The 17,855-nt window shown below is 65.5% G+C and carries 16 protein-coding genes; 7 read left to right on the top strand and 9 right to left on the bottom strand.

The window, feature by feature from the left end; genetic code table 11:
* Positions 1-58: 58 nt before the first annotated feature.
* Positions 59-700, bottom strand: coding sequence for a DUF177 domain-containing protein (locus F6X42_RS14005; RefSeq protein ID WP_187634799.1), 642 nt, complete (start codon positions 698-700; stop codon positions 59-61).
* Positions 701-948: 248 nt separating this feature from the next.
* On the opposite strand from F6X42_RS14005, the gene F6X42_RS14000 reads away from it, so the two are divergent.
* Together F6X42_RS14000 and F6X42_RS13995 are read left to right on the top strand one after the other, a co-directional pair.
* Complete coding sequence (locus F6X42_RS14000; RefSeq protein WP_187634798.1) at positions 949-1,566, top strand: Maf-like protein; 618 nt, start codon at positions 949-951, stop codon at positions 1,564-1,566.
* The gene (locus F6X42_RS13995) at positions 1,563-2,282 is read left to right on the top strand and encodes an SAM-dependent methyltransferase (RefSeq protein ID WP_187634797.1); all 720 of its coding nucleotides are present in this window, start codon (positions 1,563-1,565) and stop codon (positions 2,280-2,282) included. The genes F6X42_RS14000 and F6X42_RS13995 overlap by 4 nt, the downstream gene beginning before the upstream one ends.
* 79 nt (positions 2,283-2,361) lie before the next feature.
* Here F6X42_RS13995 and F6X42_RS13990 read toward each other — a convergent pair whose 3' ends face one another.
* Genes F6X42_RS13990 through F6X42_RS13975 form a run of 4 tightly spaced genes read right to left on the bottom strand, consistent with a single transcriptional unit; the run spans position 2,362 to position 5,508 of the window.
* Positions 2,362-3,363 (bottom strand): S49 family peptidase, encoded by a 1,002-nt coding sequence (locus tag F6X42_RS13990; protein WP_187634796.1) that lies wholly within the window; start codon positions 3,361-3,363, stop codon positions 2,362-2,364.
* 27 nt (positions 3,364-3,390) lie between these two features.
* Positions 3,391-3,810, bottom strand: coding sequence for a Rieske (2Fe-2S) protein (locus F6X42_RS13985; RefSeq protein ID WP_187634795.1), 420 nt, complete (start codon positions 3,808-3,810; stop codon positions 3,391-3,393).
* Positions 3,807-4,466, bottom strand: coding sequence for an HAD-IA family hydrolase (locus tag F6X42_RS13980; protein ID WP_187634794.1), 660 nt, complete (start codon positions 4,464-4,466; stop codon positions 3,807-3,809). Before F6X42_RS13980 ends, F6X42_RS13985 begins: the two co-directional genes overlap by 4 nt.
* On the bottom strand, positions 4,459-5,508 hold the full coding sequence (locus tag F6X42_RS13975; protein WP_187634793.1) for an RluA family pseudouridine synthase: 1,050 nt from the start codon (positions 5,506-5,508) through the stop codon (positions 4,459-4,461). Before F6X42_RS13975 ends, F6X42_RS13980 begins: the two co-directional genes overlap by 8 nt.
* Before the next feature lie 740 nt (positions 5,509-6,248).
* Here F6X42_RS13975 and F6X42_RS13970 point away from each other — a divergent pair.
* The 5 genes from F6X42_RS13970 (at position 6,249) to F6X42_RS13950 (ending at position 13,126) form a co-directional block, all read left to right on the top strand.
* Positions 6,249-9,434 (top strand): Rne/Rng family ribonuclease, encoded by a 3,186-nt coding sequence (locus F6X42_RS13970; protein ID WP_187634792.1) that lies wholly within the window; start codon positions 6,249-6,251, stop codon positions 9,432-9,434.
* 191 nt (positions 9,435-9,625) lie between these two features.
* On the top strand, positions 9,626-10,732 hold the full coding sequence (gene moaA, locus F6X42_RS13965; protein ID WP_187634791.1) for a GTP 3',8-cyclase MoaA: 1,107 nt from the start codon (positions 9,626-9,628) through the stop codon (positions 10,730-10,732).
* An 11-nt stretch (positions 10,733-10,743) separates the two neighbouring features.
* Positions 10,744-11,370 (top strand): molybdenum cofactor guanylyltransferase MobA, encoded by a 627-nt coding sequence (gene mobA / locus F6X42_RS13960; protein WP_187634790.1) that lies wholly within the window; start codon positions 10,744-10,746, stop codon positions 11,368-11,370.
* A 61-nt stretch (positions 11,371-11,431) separates the two neighbouring features.
* A complete protein-coding gene (moeA, locus tag F6X42_RS13955; RefSeq protein WP_187634955.1) occupies positions 11,432-12,748 on the top strand; it encodes a molybdopterin molybdotransferase MoeA in 1,317 nt (438 codons plus the stop codon).
* A gap of 102 nt (positions 12,749-12,850) precedes the next feature.
* On the top strand, positions 12,851-13,126 hold the full coding sequence (locus F6X42_RS13950; protein WP_094782810.1) for a hypothetical protein: 276 nt from the start codon (positions 12,851-12,853) through the stop codon (positions 13,124-13,126).
* Positions 13,127-13,180: 54 nt separating this feature from the next.
* Here the strand turns inward: F6X42_RS13950 and F6X42_RS13945 are convergent, their stop codons facing one another.
* The 4 genes from F6X42_RS13945 to F6X42_RS13930 form a co-directional block, all read right to left on the bottom strand.
* Positions 13,181-14,629 (bottom strand): DNA recombination protein RmuC, encoded by a 1,449-nt coding sequence (locus F6X42_RS13945; RefSeq protein ID WP_187634789.1) that lies wholly within the window; start codon positions 14,627-14,629, stop codon positions 13,181-13,183.
* The gene (locus F6X42_RS13940) at positions 14,626-15,615 is read right to left on the bottom strand and encodes a 2-hydroxyacid dehydrogenase (RefSeq protein ID WP_187634788.1); all 990 of its coding nucleotides are present in this window, start codon (positions 15,613-15,615) and stop codon (positions 14,626-14,628) included. The genes F6X42_RS13945 and F6X42_RS13940 overlap by 4 nt, the downstream gene beginning before the upstream one ends.
* A 48-nt stretch (positions 15,616-15,663) precedes the next feature.
* Positions 15,664-17,100, bottom strand: coding sequence for a sodium:proton antiporter (locus tag F6X42_RS13935; RefSeq protein WP_187634787.1), 1,437 nt, complete (start codon positions 17,098-17,100; stop codon positions 15,664-15,666).
* A gap of 91 nt (positions 17,101-17,191) precedes the next feature.
* Positions 17,192-17,854, bottom strand: coding sequence for a LutC/YkgG family protein (locus F6X42_RS13930; RefSeq protein ID WP_187634786.1), 663 nt, complete (start codon positions 17,852-17,854; stop codon positions 17,192-17,194).
* Position 17,855 lies beyond the last annotated feature (1 nt).

Here is a 17,855-nt window from a genome sequence, read left to right as displayed (position 1 = left end):
ACGGTCTTAACCACTAGCCAAACGGCCAATGCGCCCGCATCACGCCCCCTGCAACTGTTCAGCGCTTCTTGCCACCCGGCTCGTCACGCTTCAGTCTTTCGAGCGCCGCGAACGGATGGCGCCGCTCGTTGGACTGTTCCGGCCCGCTGGCATCGCCAGCTTCGTCTTGCGCGGCTTCGTCGCCGTCCGCGCCCGAGACAAGGCTCTCGTGCACTTCAGGGCAGACCTCATGTTTTGGCACAAGCGGCAAGGAAAGCAGCAACTCTTCTTCGATCAAGTCGATGAGATCGAACTGGCGCGAACCCACGATCACCTCGACTTCATCCTCGTCGAGCGGAAATTCTTCGGTTTCCGCCTCCGTACTGACGATCCGGTAGGTTGCATCGACGTTGAACGCCTGCGAATACGGCGTCAAGCACCGCTGGCATTCGAGCCACGCGGCACCGTGGATCGCCAGCCGCAGATAAGGCTGGGGACCTTCGGTGCCATCGTCCTGCAATTCCGGCTGCGTCGTCCCTTCGGCCTGCCATGTAAACGCGGTGTCGCGATCTGGCGCTTCCGCCGGGACTTCGTTTAACATGCGCGGCAGTTGCGAGACGCGCACGACACCCGCGGCCTGACGCCCGCTTCGCGCAAATTCGAACAGATCGAGCTCATGCGGGTCGGACAGACCTGCAGGTTTGCCAGGATGTTGAGTCATGTGCGCTCCTGCTTCGGCAAGCATGTTGCCGGGGTGATTCGCGAAGGACGATCAGATCCGCCGCGAAGATAATCCGGTTTGCCAGCCGGGCGGGGCCCGGCCGTTGCGTTCAACCCTTCAAGCGCAAGCATACCGTGAAAAGCCCGAGATCATATCCGTTTTGTCTTTTTGAGTCAAACACTTAAGCTCATACGCGCGCGAACCTCGCGCGAACCAGTACGACCCGTCTCTTCCGCTGCCAGCAAACCATGCCTGATTCCCTCAAACGCCCGCCACGCCTGATTCTGGCGTCGAGCTCGCGGTATCGCCGCGAGTTGCTCGAACGCCTGCATGTGCCGTTCGACGTCATCGCGCCCGCGATCGACGAAATCCCACTCGCCAATGAAACGCCCGAAGCAACTGCGCTGCGGCTCGCCGAAGCTAAAGCGCGTGCGGCTGCCCGAGGCCTTGCCGCCGACGAACGCGCGCTCGTAATCGGCTCCGACCAGGTCGCCACCTACGACGGCCTGCAGATCGGCAAACCGGGAACGCACGACAAGGCGCTCGCGCAACTACAGGCGATGCGCGGCCGCGACGTGCTGTTCCATAGCGCGCTGTGCCTGTTCGACAGCGCGACGGACAGCGCGCAAACCGTGGACGTGATCACTCGCGTGCGCTTCCGCAACTTGCCAGACACGGCACTCGACGCCTACCTGCACGCCGAAACACCGTACGACGTCGCCGGCAGCGCTAAGTCCGAAGGTCTCGGCATCGCGCTGCTGGAAGCCATTCATTCCGACGACCCGACCGCGCTCGTCGGCCTGCCGCTGATCGCGCTGTCGCATATGCTGCTCGCGGCCAACTACCCGCTTCTGGGGGAACAATGACCGGCACCCTCTACCTGGTTCCGAACACGCTCGGCGAAGGTGACGCGAGCGCGCTCGATCTGGTGCTACCCGCGCCGGTGCGCGCCCGCGCGGCGTCGCTGCACTATTACATTGGCGAAAACGCTAAAACCACGCGCGCCTTCCTGAAGAAAGTCGGCACCGAGCGGCCGATTCAGGAAATCGAGATCCGCGAATTGAACGTCAATACGCCGGCCGGTGAGATCGACAAGCTGCTCGCGCCGCTGCTCTCGGGCACCGACGCCGGCCTCGTCTCCGAGGCCGGCTGCCCGGCAGTCGCGGACCCGGGCGCGCTGCTCGTGCGACGCGCGCACGAGCGCGGCGTGAAGGTCGTGCCGCTGGTCGGGCCGAGTTCGATTCTGCTTGCGCTGATGGCGTCGGGGCTGAATGGCCAAAGCTTCGCGTTTCACGGCTACCTGCCCGTCGACGCTGCCGAACGCGCCAAACGACTGCGCGATCTCGAACAACACTCGCGCAAGAGCAAGCAAACGCAGATCTTCATCGAAACGCCCTACCGGAATCGCGCGCTGCTCGATACGCTGCTCGCGACCTGTGCGCCGTCGACGCTCGTCTGCGTCGCGGTCGACCTGACTCTGCCGAGCGAAAAGATCGCAAGCCGGAGCGTCGCCGACTGGAAGAAGAAGCCTGACATCGACCTGCATAAGCGGCCGGCGATTTTTTTGATTCTGGCGGCCTGAGAACACGCACCGAAATCCCGCGCCAAAGACAAAGCCCGCGCGATCGGCCGAGTCGACCGCGCGGGCTTTACCTGCGAATTCACCGCAAATTCATTTTCGTGCCCAGCGCCATTGCCCGGACCGCGCCGGCGCCAACCGCCGCGCCGAACTTGCGCGCAACACGGTCCGTAATGCTCTCTTTTACCGTGTAGTCGATAATATCCGGCGCCTTGAAGATCTCGCGCGCGACGTAATCCGCATCGCCAAAGCCGTCCACCAGGCCCAGTTCGACGCTTTTCTGCCCTGTCCAGAACAAACCGGAGAACATGTCCGGGGTTTCATGCAGGCGCTTGCCGCGCCCCTGACGCACCGCATCGATGAACTGCGAGTGGATCTGATCGAGCATATCCTGCGCATGTTCGTCCATCTTCGGCGTTTCAGGCGAGAACGGATCAAAAAAGCCCTTGTTCGCACCGGATGTGCGCAGCCGTCGCTGAATGCCCAGCTTGTCCATCAGGCCGGTGAAACCGAAGCTGTCCATCAGCACGCCAATGGAACCAACGATGCTAGCCTTGTCGACATAGATCTTTTCCGCCGCCGCGGCCGCGTAGTATCCACCCGATGCACACATATCGCCGACCACGACGTACAGCGGTATAGATGGATATTTGGCGCGCAAGCGCCGGACTTCGCTGTTGATAATGCCGGCCTGTACCGGACTGCCGCCCGGACTGTTGCAATAAAGGATTACGCCCGCGGTATCGGAATCCTCGAATGCGGAGTCGAGTGCAGTGTTGATATCTTCGGCGTTCGCTCTCGTATCGGTCGCGATCTCGCCATCAATCGAAACCATCGCCGTATGACGGCCAGCCGTGGCGACCCGCTCGCCCGAGAAATTCAGCGCACCCCACGCTGCCAGGGCGAGCACAGCGAGGAAGACGAAACGGAAGAAAATCCGCCAGCGCCGCGCGGCGCGTTGCTCGTTGATCGCGGCGAGCGCGATTCGCTCGAGAGCGGCCCGCTCCCAGCCCGGCTCGTCGGCGGGCGGACGGGAGCGGCCGCCCGAGGCCGGGTCCTTTTCGGGGGTCGAGTTGTCTGACATGCGGAAAGTGAAAAGATAGAAAGGAAATCAGCGCGCAACTGGCAGCAATTCGCCGTCAGGCAACCAGAATACCGCCCGGCCCGCGGACGTATCGCGTTCTTCCACCTGCAGCGGACGCAACCTGCCTCCGCGACACGGACCACCGACGCATTTGCCGGTATCCGGCGCGTAAATCGCGCCATGCGTCGCGCACATCAAGTATAAACGGGACGATTCGAAGAACTGCCCCTCTTGCCAGTCGAGTTCCATCGGCACATGAGCGCAGCGATTCAGATAGCCGTACGCGCAGCCATCATATCGGACGAAAAACACCACGACATCCTGCCCGCCCCCGAGCCGCGCGACGCGCCGGATGCCGTCGCCGCCGTCGACCAGCTCGTCGGCCGCGCAAATCCGCACTCCCTGCGCGACCGCGGCAGCAGCGGTGTCCACGCCGTCGTCGCTCATGCGTGCTCCCGCAGCCAGCCGGACAGATCGCTGACGTTCGATGCGACGAACTTCGGTGACATCGCATTCAGCGAATTCGCCGGATGCGCGCCGTAAGTCACGCCGATGCCCGCCACGCCGGCGTTGAGCGCCATTTGCAGATCGTGCGTCGTATCGCCGATCATGACGGTGCGCGCCACATCCTGCCCCAATTCTCGCGTGAGCTCATGCAGCATTGCCGGATGCGGCTTCGAAAAGGTTTCGTCTGCGCAGCGGGTACCGTCGAACAGACTCGTCACGCGCGCCTGATCGAGCGCGCGATTCAGCCCAACGCGGCTCTTTCCTGTCGCGACCGCGAGCAGATAGCCGACATCGCGCAACTCCTGAAGCATCTCGCGCACGCCGGGGAACAGCTCAGTGGTCTGGTCTTTCATCAGAAAATGAAAGCGGTAGCGCTCAGAAAGCCGCGGATAGTCGGCCGGATCGAGCGTCGGCGCGGCAATCTGCAGTGCGTCGCGCAGGCCGAGGCCGATTACGTAGCTCGCGGCTTCGTCGGCGGGCACCGGCAGGCCGAGGTCGCGACATGCCGCCTGGATGCTGCGCGTGATATGCACGGTCGAATCCATCAGCGTGCCATCCCAGTCAAACACGATCAGGTCAAATTGCTCTCTAGCCATGCAAGGTCGTCTCCGGGTTGGACCCCGTGCGTAGTTCGTTGAGTTGTTCGATAAAGCCGCGGCAGTCGCCCGGCAGCGGCGCCTCCAGCTGTAGAGGCGCACCGGTGGCCGGATGCGTGAGCTTGAGCCGGTAAGCGTGCAGAAACATACGTTTGATGCCCGGCTTCGCGTTGGCGCGCGCGAGCGCCTTGTTCAAGGCGAAATCGCCGTATTTGGCGTCGCCCACGATCGGGAGTGCCAGATGTTGCAGATGCACCCGGATCTGGTGCGTGCGCCCCGTCTTCAGCTCGGCCTCCAGCAGCGCGTAGTCTTGCCAGCGGTCGACCAGGCTGAAGATCGTGTGGGAAGCGAGGCCATCGGCCTGCACGCGCACTCGGCGTTCGCCGTCGGCGGTCAGGTACTTGTGCAGCGGCTCCTTCACAGCGCGCCGGCGGCCCCAGTCGCTCGCCCATTCACCGTGCACGCACACGTAGTAGCGTTTGTCCATCCGGTTGTCGCGGATCTGCTCGTGCAGATTGACGAGCGCCGCGCGCTTCTTCGCGAGCATCAGGATGCCCGAGGTCTCGCGATCCAGCCGGTGCACGAGTTCAAGGAATTTCGCCTGCGGCCGCATCCCGCGCATCTGCTCGATCACGCCGAACGCGACACCGCTGCCACCGTGGACCGCGACGCCGGCCGGCTTGTCGATCACGAGCAGATGCTCGTCTTCGAACAGGATGGGAAAGCCGGCCACGGGCACGGGTACATGGACTGCAGCCTGATTCGGCTGCGCGACGCGGATTGGCGGCACCCGCACCAGATCGCCCAACTCGAGCCGGTATTGCGCATCGATGCGACCCTTGTTGACCCGCACTTCACCGCTACGCAGGATGCGATAAATATGGCTTTTCGGCACGCCCTTGCAGACGCGCAGCAAGAAATTGTCGATCCGCTGACCGGCCGAGCTGTCATCGATTTCAATCAGCGAAACCTGATCGCTCGAAACCGGGGCTTCGACCGCACCTACAACCGATCTCTGGGATGTTTTGCCTAACTCTTTCATTCTGAATATAATTTGCCCAGCAGTCCGCGATAGTCGGCGCAGTGTTCGCACAGCGTCCGGAATGCGGGTGGTTGCGCGAGCGCAAGCGATAAACCGTTATTTTACTTGCGCCGGGGTCTGGTTGCTCGCCCTGAAAATGAGATGCAACAAGTTGCACGCACGAAGTCAGCACCCGGCAGGGACGGCGCCCGCAGGCGCGTTCGGTCAAGGTCGGCTTCGACGGTAACGGAATTTTGGTAAAAAAGAATTTAACTTTCAGCTTCGCGTTTTCCGGGCGGTATGACGCCCTGCTGGACGAAGCTGCAAGTCGCGAAAATACGGCGTGCGCCCGAGGCGTCTTGTAGAAAGTACAAGACTTGGCGACGTCAAAAGAAGGCGAGACACCCCCAGCAGGAAAAGACGCGCCGCCTGCGCGAACTTCCCGTTGCGGCATGACCGCGGACTTCGGCCCTTCGCTCGCGCGCCCATTTGGCGCGCCGGCTTCAGAGGGCGAAGACTTATGAAGGTCTGCTGGCTAAACGCGGCGTGTCAGGCCATGATTTGAAGCCGTGTTCGCATGTGCCCTGCGGCACCGTGCCCGTTTTTTTAACCGGGCTGGGCCCTCTCAGGCAATTCTCCCGCCATCTTTCCCGCTCCAGCGTGTTTGTGAAAAACACAATAGACGCGGCACGCCTACTCTCCCCGCTCTCGCGACTGACAACCGCGCGGCTGGGCTGGCGAGGCCGCTCTGGAGCCGTTCAATGAAACGAATGTTGTTCAATGCGACGCAGCAGGAAGAGCTGCGCGTCGCCATCGTCGATGGACAAAAACTCATCGACATCGATATCGAAACCGCCGGCCGCGAACAGCGCAAAGGCAATATTTACAAGGGCATCATCACGCGCATCGAGCCGTCGCTCGAGGCCTGTTTCGTCAACTACGGCGAAGACCGTCACGGCTTCCTGCCGTTCAAGGAAGTCGCCCGCCAGTACTTCCGCGATGGCGTCGACATGCGTTCCGCACGCATCCAGGACGCACTGAAGGAAGGTCAGGAACTGATCGTCCAGGTCGAAAAGGAAGAACGCGGCAACAAGGGTGCAGCCCTGACCACGTTCATCTCGCTGGCCGGCCGCTATCTGGTTCTGATGCCAAATAACCCGCGAGGCGGCGGCGTGTCGCGCCGGATCGAAGGCGACGACCGTCAGGAACTGCGCGAAACCATGGCGCAGCTGCAACTGCCGGAAGGCATGAGCATCATCGCGCGCACGGCGGGCATCGGCCGCAGCGCCGAAGAGCTGCAGTGGGACCTGAATTACCTGATGCAACTCTGGCGCGCGATCGAAGCCGCGTCGCAAAGCGGCACGGCCGGCCAGCCGATGCTGATCTATCTCGAATCGAGCCTCGTGATCCGCGCGATCCGCGATTACTTCCAGCCGGATATCGGCGAAATCCTGATCGACACGACCGAAATCCATGACCAGGCGCGCGCCTTCATGGACATCGTGATGCCGGACAACGTCGGCAAGGTGAAGCGCTACCACGACGACGTGCCGCTCTTCTCGCGCTTCCAGATCGAGCACCAGATCGAAACCGCGTACTCGCGCACCGTGCCGCTGCCGTCGGGCGGTGCGATCGTCATCGATCACACTGAAGCGCTCGTCGCGATCGACGTGAACTCGGCGCGCGCCACCAAAGGCGCAGACATCGAGGAAACGGCCGCGCGCACGAACCTCGAAGCCGCCGATGAAGTCGCCCGCCAGTTGCGTCTGCGCGACCTGGGCGGCCTGATCGTGATCGACTTCATCGACATGGAATCGGCCAAGAGCCAGCGCGAAGTCGAACAGCGCCTGAAAGACGCGCTGAAACACGACCGCGCCCGCGTGCAGATGGGCAAGATCTCGCGCTTCGGCCTGATGGAGCTGTCGCGTCAGCGTCTGCGTCCGGCCCTGTCGGAAGGCAGCCACGTCACGTGTCCGCGCTGTAACGGCACGGGCCACATCCGCGATACCGAATCGTCCGCGCTACAAGTGCTGCGGATCATTCAGGAAGAAGCGATGAAGGAAAACACCGCGGCGATCCACTGCCAGGTGCCGGTCGAAGTGACCGCCTTCCTGTTGAACGAAAAGCGCGCCGAAATCAACAAGATCGAGTCGCGCTTCAAGGTCAACGTCGTACTGATCCCGAACAAGCACCTCGACACGCCGCACTACAAGCTCGAGCGTCTGCGTCACGACGACGCGCGCCTCGATGAGCCGCGCGCATCGTGGAAGATGGCCGAAGAAGCGGCCCGCGAGCTCGAATCGGAAACTGGCTACAGCAAGCGCGCCGAGGAAGTCAAGCCGAAGCAGGAAGCGGCGGTCAAGGGCATCACGCCCGAGAAGCCGGCTCCGAGCGCGCCGGTTCGCCCGGCTGCAACCCCTGCTCCGGTCGCGGTAGCGCCGGCCAGCGGCGGTTTCATCGGCTGGCTGAAGAATCTGTTCGGCATGCAGCCGGCTGCTCCGGCGCCCGCCGCGCCGGCCACGACCGACAAGCAGGCTCGTCCGCAACGCGGCGAGCGCGGTGAGCGCACGGGCGAGCGTGGCGGCGATCGCAATCGCAACCGCCGTAGCGGCGCAAGCGGCCGCGACGCGGCAGCGCGCGGCGAAGGCGTGAGCGGCGGCCGTCAGGCGCAAGGTCAGCAGCGTCGCGAGGAACGCGAAGGCCGTGAGGCACGCGAAGGCCGCGAACCGCGCGCGCCGCGTGAACAGCGCGAACCGCGTGAGGCCCGTGAAGGCCGCGAACCGCGTGAAGCACGTGAAGCACGTGAACCGCGCGAGAGTCGCGAACGCGACACCCGCGGCGTCGAGCGTGCGGAAGCCATCGAAGGCACGGCACGCGCCGAGCGTCAGGAACGCGGTGAGCGCCGCGAGCGTCGCAAGCCGCAAACGGAAGCCGCCGCGGCACTGACGCAACCCGACACGCAAGCCACCGACGAACTGACGCGCGACCGCGCCGCAGCGGGTGAAAACGGCGTGCCGGTCGATCAGGAAACCGTCGCACGTGACGGCGAAGAGCGTCGTCGTCGCCGTCGCGGTCGTCGTGGTGGCCGTCGCGAGCGGGAAGAGGACGTGAATGGCAACCTCGCGGCGGACGTCGCGGAAGCAGAAGGCGACAATGTTGCGGCCAGCGACGAAGCGCCGGTGCGCACCGGGCAGCCGGTCGAGCACACACGCGAAGTCAGCGAAGCCAAGAGCAGCGTGACGCCGGTCGAAGTCGTGGTCGCCGCTGTCGCAACGGAGAGCGCCGTCGTGACTGAACTGCATGCGGCAGCCGAAACGCCGGCTCTCGCGGCAGAAAATGCTGCGAAGACCGAAAAGGTCGTGCCGGTCGAAGAGGCTCCGGCGGCATCGATCGAACCTGTGGAACCGGCCGTGGAAGCGCCGGCCCAAGCAGAGCAAGCCACGCAGGCCGCGAGCGAACCGGTCGCGCCGGTTGCGCCGGTCGAACCGGCCGCGCAGGCCGAATCACCGGCTGTCGAGCCGGCCGCGGCACTGCAGCCGGCCGTTCCGACCGAACCGCAAGCCGCTCCGGCGGCGCTCGACATCGCGGCTCCGGCAACGACCGTCGAGGCGCCGGCAGTCGAGCCGGCAACGCAAGCCGAGATCGTCGAGCCGCAACCGGTCGTCGCAACGGAACCGGCCGTGGTCGAAGCGGCGCCCGTCGCCGCGGCCCCGCAGCCGGCTGCCGTGCGCAGCGTCGCGCCCGCCGCATCGGCCGACGCATTGCAGCCGATCCTCGAGCAGGCTGGCCTGATCTGGGTCAACACCGACGCCGAGAAGCTGCGCGCCGCGCAGGAAGCGGCGGCGCAGACAGCCAAGCCGCCGCGCGTGGTCCGTGAGCGCAAGGCGCTGCCGGCGGTCGACACCACGCCGATGCAACAGGTCGAAACGATTAAGCATCCGCAGTAAGCCGCGTCGTTGTCCGTGAGAAAGCCCGCCCGTTCCGGCGGGCTTTTTCTTTTGGCGACTATTTGTGGGCGCGAGCCGCGTCATGCCGCTCCCCGTATACCCCGACAACGTGCGTCGCCCACCTGCCGCCACGGGCATTTCCGATAGAATTAATCATTCGCTGTCCGTCCACGCACCTGACAAAGCACTTCATGTCCCGACGCATCATCCCCGTTGCCGATCTCAGCGCGGCGCCGGTCATCACCGGCCCGGCGCAGACGCCTAGCGGCGTGCTGCACGATGCGCTCGCGCGTCCGCTGCGCGATCTGCGCATCTCGGTGACCGACCGTTGCAACTTCCGCTGCGTCTACTGCATGCCGCGCGCGGTATTCGACAAGGACTATGCGTTCCTGCCGCACAGCGCGCTGTTGAGCTTCGAAGAGATCGAGCGGCTCGCGCAGTTGTTCGTCGCCCATGGCGTCGAGAAAATTCGTCTGACCGGCGGCGAGCCGCTGCTGCGCAAGAACCTCGAATTCCTGATCGACCGGCTCGCCCGCTTGACCACGCCCACGGGCCGTCCGCTCGATCTCACGCTGACCACCAACGGGTCGCTGCTCGCGCGCAAGGCGCGCAGCCTGAAGGACGCCGGCCTCACGCGCGTGACCGTCAGCCTCGACGCGCTCGACGACGCCCTGTTCCGCCGCATGAACGACGCCGACTTCGCGGTCGCCGACGTGCTCGACGGCATCGCCGCCGCGCACGCGGTCGGGCTCGCGCCGCTGAAAGTGAACATGGTCGTCAAACGCGGCACCAACGACGGCGAAATCGTGCCCATGGCGCGTCATTTCAAAGGCACGGACGCGGTGCTGCGTTTCATCGAATACATGGACGTCGGCACCTCGAACGGCTGGAACATGACCGAAGTGCTGCCTTCCGCCGACGTCGTCACGCGCATCGCCGAGCATTTCCCGCTCGTGCCGCTCGAAGCGCACAGTGCCGCCGAAACCGCCCAGCGCTGGGGCTATGTCGACGGCGGCGAGATCGGCGTCATTTCGAGCGTCACGCGCGCGTTCTGTGGCAACTGCACGCGCGCGCGTTTGTCGACCGAGGGCAAGCTGTATCTGTGCCTGTTCGCATCGACCGGTCACGATCTGCGCGCGCTGCTGCGCGGCGGCGCGAGCGACGCCGAGATCGCCACCGCTATCGCCGAGATCTGGCAAGGCCGCGGCGACCGTTATTCGCAGTTGCGCAGCAGCCAACCGGCCGATTCGGGCGAGCCTGCCGGGCGTCGCGTCGAAATGTCCTACATCGGCGGCTGAGCGGCCGACGCATGTCCATCACCCGCGAACAGATCACCGGCCTCGTGCTTGCGGGCGGGCGCGGCACGCGCATGGGCGGCGTCGACAAGGGGCTGCAGCCGCTGCACGGCGAAGCGCTCGCCGCGCACGTGCTGCGGCGCCTCGCGCCGCAGACCGGCCCGCTGATGATCAGCGCGAACCGCCATCCCCATACCTATGCGGCGCTCGGCTTGCCGTATCGCGCGACGCTCGTCGCCGACACCCTCCCCGACTTCCCCGGCCCGCTTGCCGGCATGCTCGCCGGACTGCGCGCCACCGGCACCGCGTACCTGCTGAGCGCGCCCTGCGATTCGCCGTGGCTGCCGGCCGACCTCGCCGCGCGCCTCGCGCACGCGCTCGATGCGAACGACGCCGACATCGCCACCGTCACCACCGTCGACAGCCGTGGCGAAACCTCGCTGCACCCGGTATTCGCGCTGATGCGCACCGCCGTCGCGGACGACCTGGCAGCGTTTCTGGCCGCCGGCGAGCGCAAGGTCCGCGCGTGGTACGCGCGCCACAGGACGGTCGAAGTCGTCTTTACCGACGAGCGCGCGTTCTACAATGCCAACTCGTTACAAGAACTCGCCGACCTCGAACGTAATCGAGGCCCCGGCTGACATCCGCTCCGGCCGCACGGCAACAGCCGCGCCCGTCTCCGGTCGCGACGCCCAGCCATTCATGACCACGCTCAACGACTTTTCACGCTGCGTCGCGCAGTACGATCCTCACGCGCTACCCGTCCCGGCCGCTCAGGCGATTGTCCGGCAGTGGGCGACGCCGGTCGCGGCCATCGAGCGCGTGGCGTTGCGTGATTCGCTCGAGCGCGTGCTCGCCGCCGACATCGTGTCGCCGATCGACGTACCCGCGCACGACAACTCCGCGATGGACGGCTACGCGTTCAATCACGCGGCGCTCGCGGGCGGTATGCGAGGCGACGCGAGCCGTGTCGAGCTGACGGTCGCCGGCAAGGCGCTCGCCGGCCATCCGTTTGCGGGCCGGGTCGCGGCGAACCAGTGCGTGCGCGTGATGACCGGCGCCTGCATGCCCGCCGGCTGCGACACCGTCGTGCCGCAGGAACGGGTGGAGCGCGACAGCGCGGATTCCCCGTCGATCCGCTTCGCGGCCAGCGCGGTCACGGCGGGCGCGAACCGCCGCCGCGCCGGCGAGGATCTCGCGCGCGGCCACCTCGCGCTGCACGCCGGACGCATCGTGCGCGCGTCGGACCTCGGTCTGCTCGCGTCGCTCGGGATCGGCGAAGTCAGCGTGCGGCGGCGTCTGCGCGTCGCGTTCTTGTCGACCGGCGACGAACTGCGCTCGCTCGGCGAACCGCTCGACGCTGGCTCGGTCTACGACAGCAACCGCTACACGCTGTTTGCGATGCTGCGGCGCCTGAACGTCGACACGCTCGATCTCGGCGTCGTGCGCGACGAGCCGGACACGCTCGAAGCCGCGCTGCGCAGTGCCGCGGCCAACGCCGACGTGGTGCTGACCTCGGGCGGCGTGTCGGTCGGCGAAGCGGACTTCACGAAGCAACTGCTGCAGACCTTCGGGGACGTCGCCTTCTGGAGTCTCGCGATGCGCCCCGGCCGGCCGCTCGCGTTCGGCCGCCTGTGGTCCGGCGCGCAGGCGGGGCTCGGCAATCCTGCGCTATTCTTCGGCCTGCCCGGCAATCCGGTCGCCGTGATGGTGACGTTCTATCAGATCGTGCGCGAAGCGCTGCTGCTGATGGCCGGCGCGACGCCGCGGCCGCTGCCGGTGATTCACGCGACGACCCGTGTGGCGCTGGGCAAGAGCGCGGGTCGCACCGAATTCCAGCGCGGCATCGCCGAACAGGACGCGCACGGACACTGGCACGTGCACCCGACCGGGTCGCAAAGCTCGGGCGTGCTGAGTTCGATGAGCGAAGCGAACTGCTTCATCGTGCTCGGCCACGACGAGGGCGACATCGACGTCGGCGAGCGCGTGTCGATCATGCTGTTCGACGGTCTCATCTGAGCTCTCGCGCGGCGCATCTATCGCATAACACCGGCATCACGGCGGCACCTGATCGATACTCCACCCACTATCACTACTACGACACACTGGGGTTTGACTTACATGAAAAAACAGATCTCGTTCATCGCACCGGGACAGACGGCCAAAGCGCTGATTCTCGTGTATCTGACGTTCTCGGTGCCGATCGTGCTGCTCGGCGTGCTGGTCGCGTTCGTGCGCTATGGCTCGGTGGAGCTGAGCACGGTGTTCAGTGCGCTGCTGTTGAACGCGATCCTCGGTTTCGTGCTGTTGTGGATCGCGTGTCACGCATACAACTGGGTCGCGTCGCGCTTCGGTGGCATCGAAATCCATCTGGCCGACGCACCGGAAGAAGCGTAACGCCCGCGACGATCCGCGCCGCCACGACCGGCCTGAATTCCAGCGCCTCATCCGTCATTGCTCATCAGGCTCTGCACCCGACAACGCATCGCCGAGCAACTCACTCGCCTCGTCGCCCGGTAACGCCTCGACGTCGCGCAGCTTGCGGTTCATCATGCGCGTGCGCGTTTCCGCGGCCTCGATCGAACGCGTGACGGTTTCGAGCTGCGCCTTGGTCTTCGCGAGCACGTCGCCGAATTTACCGAACTCCGTCTTCACCGCGCCGAGCACCTGCCAGACCTCGCTCGAACGCTTTTCGATCGCGAGCGTGCGGAAACCCATCTGCAGGCTATTGAGCAACGCGGTCAACGTGGTCGGCCCCGCAATCGTCACGCGATAGTCGCGCTGTAGCAGATCCGAGAGCCCCGGCCGGCGCAGTACCTCCGCGTATAGCCCTTCGGTCGGCAGGAACAGTAGCGCGAAGTCGGTCGTATGCGGCGGCGCCACGTACTTCTCCGCGATGGTGCGCGCCTCCGCGCGAATTCGCGCTTCGAGCGCGCGCGATGCTTCCTCGACCGCGGCCGGATCGGCGCGCTCCTGCGCTTCGATCAGCCGCTCGTAATCCTCGCGCGGGAATTTGGCGTCGATCGGTAGCCAGACCGGCGTATTCGCGCCGCTGGGCTCCGGCCGCCCCGGCAGCCGAATCGCGAACTCCACGCGATCGGCGCTCTTCGGCACCGTCGCAACGTTCTTCGCGTATTGATCGGGCGTCAGCAGCTGTTCGAGCAAGGCTTCGAGCTGCACTTCGCCCCACGTGCCGCGCGTCTTCACGTTGGTCAGCACGCGCTTCAGATCGCCGACGCCGGCCGCCAGCGTCTGCATTTCGCCGAGGCCGCGATGCACCTGTTCGAGTCGGTCGGACACGAGCTTGAACGATTCGCCCAGACGCTGTTCGAGCGTCGCATGCAGTTTTTCGTCGACGGTGCGGCGCATCTCCTCGAGCCGCGCTGCGTTGTTCGCCTCGATGTCCTTCAGACGCTGCTCGATCGTCGCGCGCACTTCGGCGAAGCGCCGATCGTTCGCCTCGGTCAGTTGCCCGAGTTGCAGGCTCAGCGTGTCGCCGAACTGCTTCAGTGAACGCCCTTGCTCTTCGCGCGCCTGCTGCGCCTGTGCCTGCAGGCTGTGACGCACGGCGTCGAACTGCTGCGCAAAGCCGTCGATCTTCCCGCCCTGCACCGTCGTCATGCTGGTGAATTGCGCGGCGAGCGTCTGCTGAAAATGCGCGAAGCCGCTGCTTTGCTCGGTGCGCGACACACGCGCGGTCTCGGCGATGTCGTTGCGCAGTTGCCGCTCGAGCCGCTCGGCGGTATGCGCCTGGGCGTCGACGACGGCATCGACGCGTTCGTTCAGCATCTCAAACTGCTCGTGCTGCTCCGTGCGATCGTGACCGCGCAGCAGCAACGCGAGTGCGATCACGAGGGCGACCGCCAGCACCGCGACGGCCACCACCAGAGTCATCGTCATGAACGCGCTCGGCCGATCACGTCGGGGTTGATCGGATTCGGCGGCTGACCGGCGCGCGGTCCTGCGCCGAGGCCGGCGATCAGGTTGTCCGCGGCGAGATTCGCCATCGCGCGGCGGGTGGCTTCGGTCGCGCTCGCGATGTGCGGCGTCAGCACGACGTTCGGCACGTTGAGCAGCGCCGGGTGCAGTTGCGGCTCGCCTTCGAACACGTCGAGACCGGCCGCCGCGATGCGCCTGTCACGCAGCGCATCGGCCAATGCCGCATCGTCGACGATACCGCCGCGCGCGATGTTCGTCAGCGTCGCGCTCGGCTTCATCAGCGCGAGTTCGGCCGCGCCGATCGTGTGATGATTGTCTTTCGTGTACGGCAGCACCAGCACGACGTGGTCGGCGCGCCGCAGCAAATCCTGCTTCGACACGTACTCCGCGTTCAGTTCGGCCTCGATTTGCGGCGCGACGCGCGAACGGTTGTGATAGATGACCCGCATGTTGAAGCCCCGCGCGCGCCGCGCGAGCGCCTGGCCGATGCGGCCCATGCCGATCACGCCGAGCGTCGAGCCGTACAGGTCGCTGCCGAGGAAGCCGTCGTAGCTCCACTTCTGCCAATGCCCGGCGCGCAACCAGTGCTCCGCTTCGGCGATGCGGCGCGCGGCGGCCATCATCAACGCCCAGCCGAAGTCGGCGGTCGATTCGTTCAACACGTCCGGCGTATTGGTGCCGAGTACGTTCGCCGCGTTGAACGCGGCCATGTCGAAGTTGTTGTAGCCGACCGCCATGTTCGACGCGACGCGCAGACGCGGCGCCGCGGCGAGCACGCCCGCATCGATCATGTCGCCAGCCGTCAGCGCTCCGTCCTTGTCCGCGAGACGGCGCTTCAGCTCGTCGGCGGGCAACACGTCGCCGTCGTTCCAGTCGACATCGAAGTACTGCTTCAGCCGATCGATCACGTCGGGAAAGATCGGACGGGCAACGAGGATTTTCTGCATTGCAAGTCTCCGTATCGCACGTCGAGGGAATGCCTCGGCGTTGCAGAGTCAGCGTCCAAAAAAGAGCCAGCCGGTCAGCGCGAACAGCGGCAGCAACACGGCGCCGGACCAGCCCAGATACGCGAAAAAACTCGGCATGCGCACACCGCGCGATTGCGCCATGGCCTTCACCATGAAGTTAGGCGCGTTGCCAATATAGGTGTTCGCGCCCATGAACACGGCGCCGGCCGAAACCGCCGCGAGCGTGGTCGCTCCGGTGCTCATCAATGCCTGCGCGTCGCCGCCGGCCAGGTTGAAGAACACGAGGTAGGTCGGCGCGTTGTCGAGAAACGAAGATAGCAGGCCGGTGGCCCAGAAGTACATGATGTCGCGCGGCTCTCCTGACGGATCGTTGACCAGATGGACGATGCCCGCGAATGCGCCGGCCTCTCCCGCGCGCAGGATCATGATGACCGGCACGATCGTCACGAAGATGCCGGCGAACAGTTTGGCCACTTCCTCGATCGGCGCCCAGTTGAAGTCGTTGCCCGCGCGGGCCGCGCGCGGCGTCAAGGCGAGCGACAGCAGCGTGACGACGATCAGCGCTGCGTCGCGCACGATGTTTTGCAACGCGACGTGCGTGCCGAACACGTCGAACGCGATTTGCGGGCGCCACAATCCGCTCATCAGCACGAGCGCGATCACCGCGGCGAGCAGCACAAAATTGATCTTGCCGTCGATGCCGAGCGGCGCGCCATCGGGCGTCGGATCGAGGAACGCTGAACGCACCTCCTCGCGCTGGTGAAAGTAATACGAGTCGAGCGCATAGAACGCGGCGAGCAGCATGCCGCTCACGAACAGCATTGGCCGCGCGAGATGCGTGGTGGTCCAGAAAAAGCTCACGCCTTCGAGGAAGCCGAGGAACAGCGGCGGATCGCCGAGCGGCGACAGCGCGCCCCCGACGTTCGCGACGAGGAAGATGAAGAACACGACCACGTGGGTCACGTGGCGGCGATTGTCGTTTGCGCGCAGCAACGGGCGGATCAGCAGCATCGCCGCTCCGGTCGTACCCATCACGCTCGCGAGCAAGGTGCCGAGCGCGAGAATCGCGGTGTTCAGGCGCGGCGTGCCATGCAGATTGCCGCGCACGCAGATTCCGCCCGCGACGGTATACAGCGCGGTCAGCAGGATGATGAACGGGATGTACTCGTCGAGCATGGCATGCGCGAGCGCGCCGAGCGCCGCGTTGGCGCCGAAGCTCACGGCAAACGGCGCGACGAACGCGAGCGCCCATGCCGCCGCGATCTTGCCGAAGTGGTGATGCCAGAGGGCTGGCGCGATCAGCGGAAAGATCGCGATCGACAGCAGCACACCCGCGAAGGGCAAGCCCCATAGCGCCGACAAGCGCGCGCCGTCGAGCGTCGCGGCCTGCACCGACGGCGAGCACAGCGCGACCATCGAAGCAACGGCGAGCCACAGGCCCACGCGTCCGGCCTGCGAATTCATCGCGATACAGGCCACGCGACGGTTTGCAACCGCGCGCACGACAGATACCGCGTGTGTTGCGTATGCGTTGGCACGCCGCCGCGCGACGCGTTCAAGCATCCTGGACGACGATCGCATGCACCCGGTAAGGGCCGTGCGCGCCCAGCACGATGGTCTGCTCGATGTCGCCGGTGCGCGATGGCCCCGATACGAAATTGACCGCGCGCGGCAGCTCGCCGCGTTCCTTGCGGATCAGGTCGAACGCCTCTTCATGACCCGCGACGATGCGCGAGCCCGGCACGATCGCGATGTGCGTCTCCGGCAGCAGCCCGGCCGACGCATACGTGTCGGGACCGGACAGCAACACGAGCGTGCCGGTCTCCGCGGTCGCGCAGAAGCAGCCGGTGAGGCCGACCACGTCATTGTCTTGCGGCTTGCGAAATTCGACGGCAAGGCCGGCTTCGGCCCACGGCAGATCGCGCAGCGTTTGCCACGCGATGGCCTGCAACGGCAAGCCGTGTTCCGTCAGATAGCGATGCGCGGCGGCGGGTACATCGGCCAGGGTTTGAACGGTGTCGACGGTGGTCGCCATTTTCTGCGCTTCGTCGATGAAACGCGCACGCAGATCGGCGGGCATGTCCGGACGCGGACCGGTTGGATGACGCGCGAGATAGTCCGCTGCGGCTTCGCGCTCGGCGGCGCTCGGCTCGGGCTCGCGCCCTTGCGCGGCGCGGATGCGCGCCAGGATGTTGCGGCGGGCAATCGATGTGTCCATT

Source organism: Paraburkholderia podalyriae (assembly GCF_014397785.1).
GTDB classification, from domain to species: Bacteria; Pseudomonadota; Gammaproteobacteria; order Burkholderiales; family Burkholderiaceae; genus Paraburkholderia; species Paraburkholderia podalyriae.
This window is presented reverse-complemented; position numbering and strand designations above follow the sequence as displayed.

What these genes read in the sequence shown, in the direction of transcription:
- F6X42_RS14005 (WP_187634799.1), bottom strand. Translation starts at nt 700, where the DNA reads ATGACTCAACATCCTGGCAAACCTGCAGGTCTGTCCGACCCGCATGAG.
- F6X42_RS14000 (WP_187634798.1), top strand. Translation starts at nt 949, where the DNA reads ATGCCTGATTCCCTCAAACGCCCGCCACGCCTGATTCTGGCGTCGAGC.
- F6X42_RS13995 (WP_187634797.1), top strand. Translation starts at nt 1,563, where the DNA reads ATGACCGGCACCCTCTACCTGGTTCCGAACACGCTCGGCGAAGGTGAC.
- F6X42_RS13990 (WP_187634796.1), bottom strand. Translation starts at nt 3,363, where the DNA reads ATGTCAGACAACTCGACCCCCGAAAAGGACCCGGCCTCGGGCGGCCGC.
- F6X42_RS13985 (WP_187634795.1), bottom strand. Translation starts at nt 3,810, where the DNA reads ATGAGCGACGACGGCGTGGACACCGCTGCTGCCGCGGTCGCGCAGGGA.
- F6X42_RS13980 (WP_187634794.1), bottom strand. Translation starts at nt 4,466, where the DNA reads ATGGCTAGAGAGCAATTTGACCTGATCGTGTTTGACTGGGATGGCACG.
- F6X42_RS13975 (WP_187634793.1), bottom strand. Translation starts at nt 5,508, where the DNA reads ATGAAAGAGTTAGGCAAAACATCCCAGAGATCGGTTGTAGGTGCGGTC.
- F6X42_RS13970 (WP_187634792.1), top strand. Translation starts at nt 6,249, where the DNA reads ATGAAACGAATGTTGTTCAATGCGACGCAGCAGGAAGAGCTGCGCGTC.
- moaA (WP_187634791.1), top strand. Translation starts at nt 9,626, where the DNA reads ATGTCCCGACGCATCATCCCCGTTGCCGATCTCAGCGCGGCGCCGGTC.
- mobA (WP_187634790.1), top strand. Translation starts at nt 10,744, where the DNA reads ATGTCCATCACCCGCGAACAGATCACCGGCCTCGTGCTTGCGGGCGGG.
- moeA (WP_187634955.1), top strand. Translation starts at nt 11,432, where the DNA reads ATGACCACGCTCAACGACTTTTCACGCTGCGTCGCGCAGTACGATCCT.
- F6X42_RS13950 (WP_094782810.1), top strand. Translation starts at nt 12,851, where the DNA reads ATGAAAAAACAGATCTCGTTCATCGCACCGGGACAGACGGCCAAAGCG.
- F6X42_RS13945 (WP_187634789.1), bottom strand. Translation starts at nt 14,629, where the DNA reads ATGACGATGACTCTGGTGGTGGCCGTCGCGGTGCTGGCGGTCGCCCTC.
- F6X42_RS13940 (WP_187634788.1), bottom strand. Translation starts at nt 15,615, where the DNA reads ATGCAGAAAATCCTCGTTGCCCGTCCGATCTTTCCCGACGTGATCGAT.
- F6X42_RS13935 (WP_187634787.1), bottom strand. Translation starts at nt 17,100, where the DNA reads ATGAATTCGCAGGCCGGACGCGTGGGCCTGTGGCTCGCCGTTGCTTCG.
- F6X42_RS13930 (WP_187634786.1), bottom strand. Translation starts at nt 17,854, where the DNA reads ATGGACACATCGATTGCCCGCCGCAACATCCTGGCGCGCATCCGCGCC.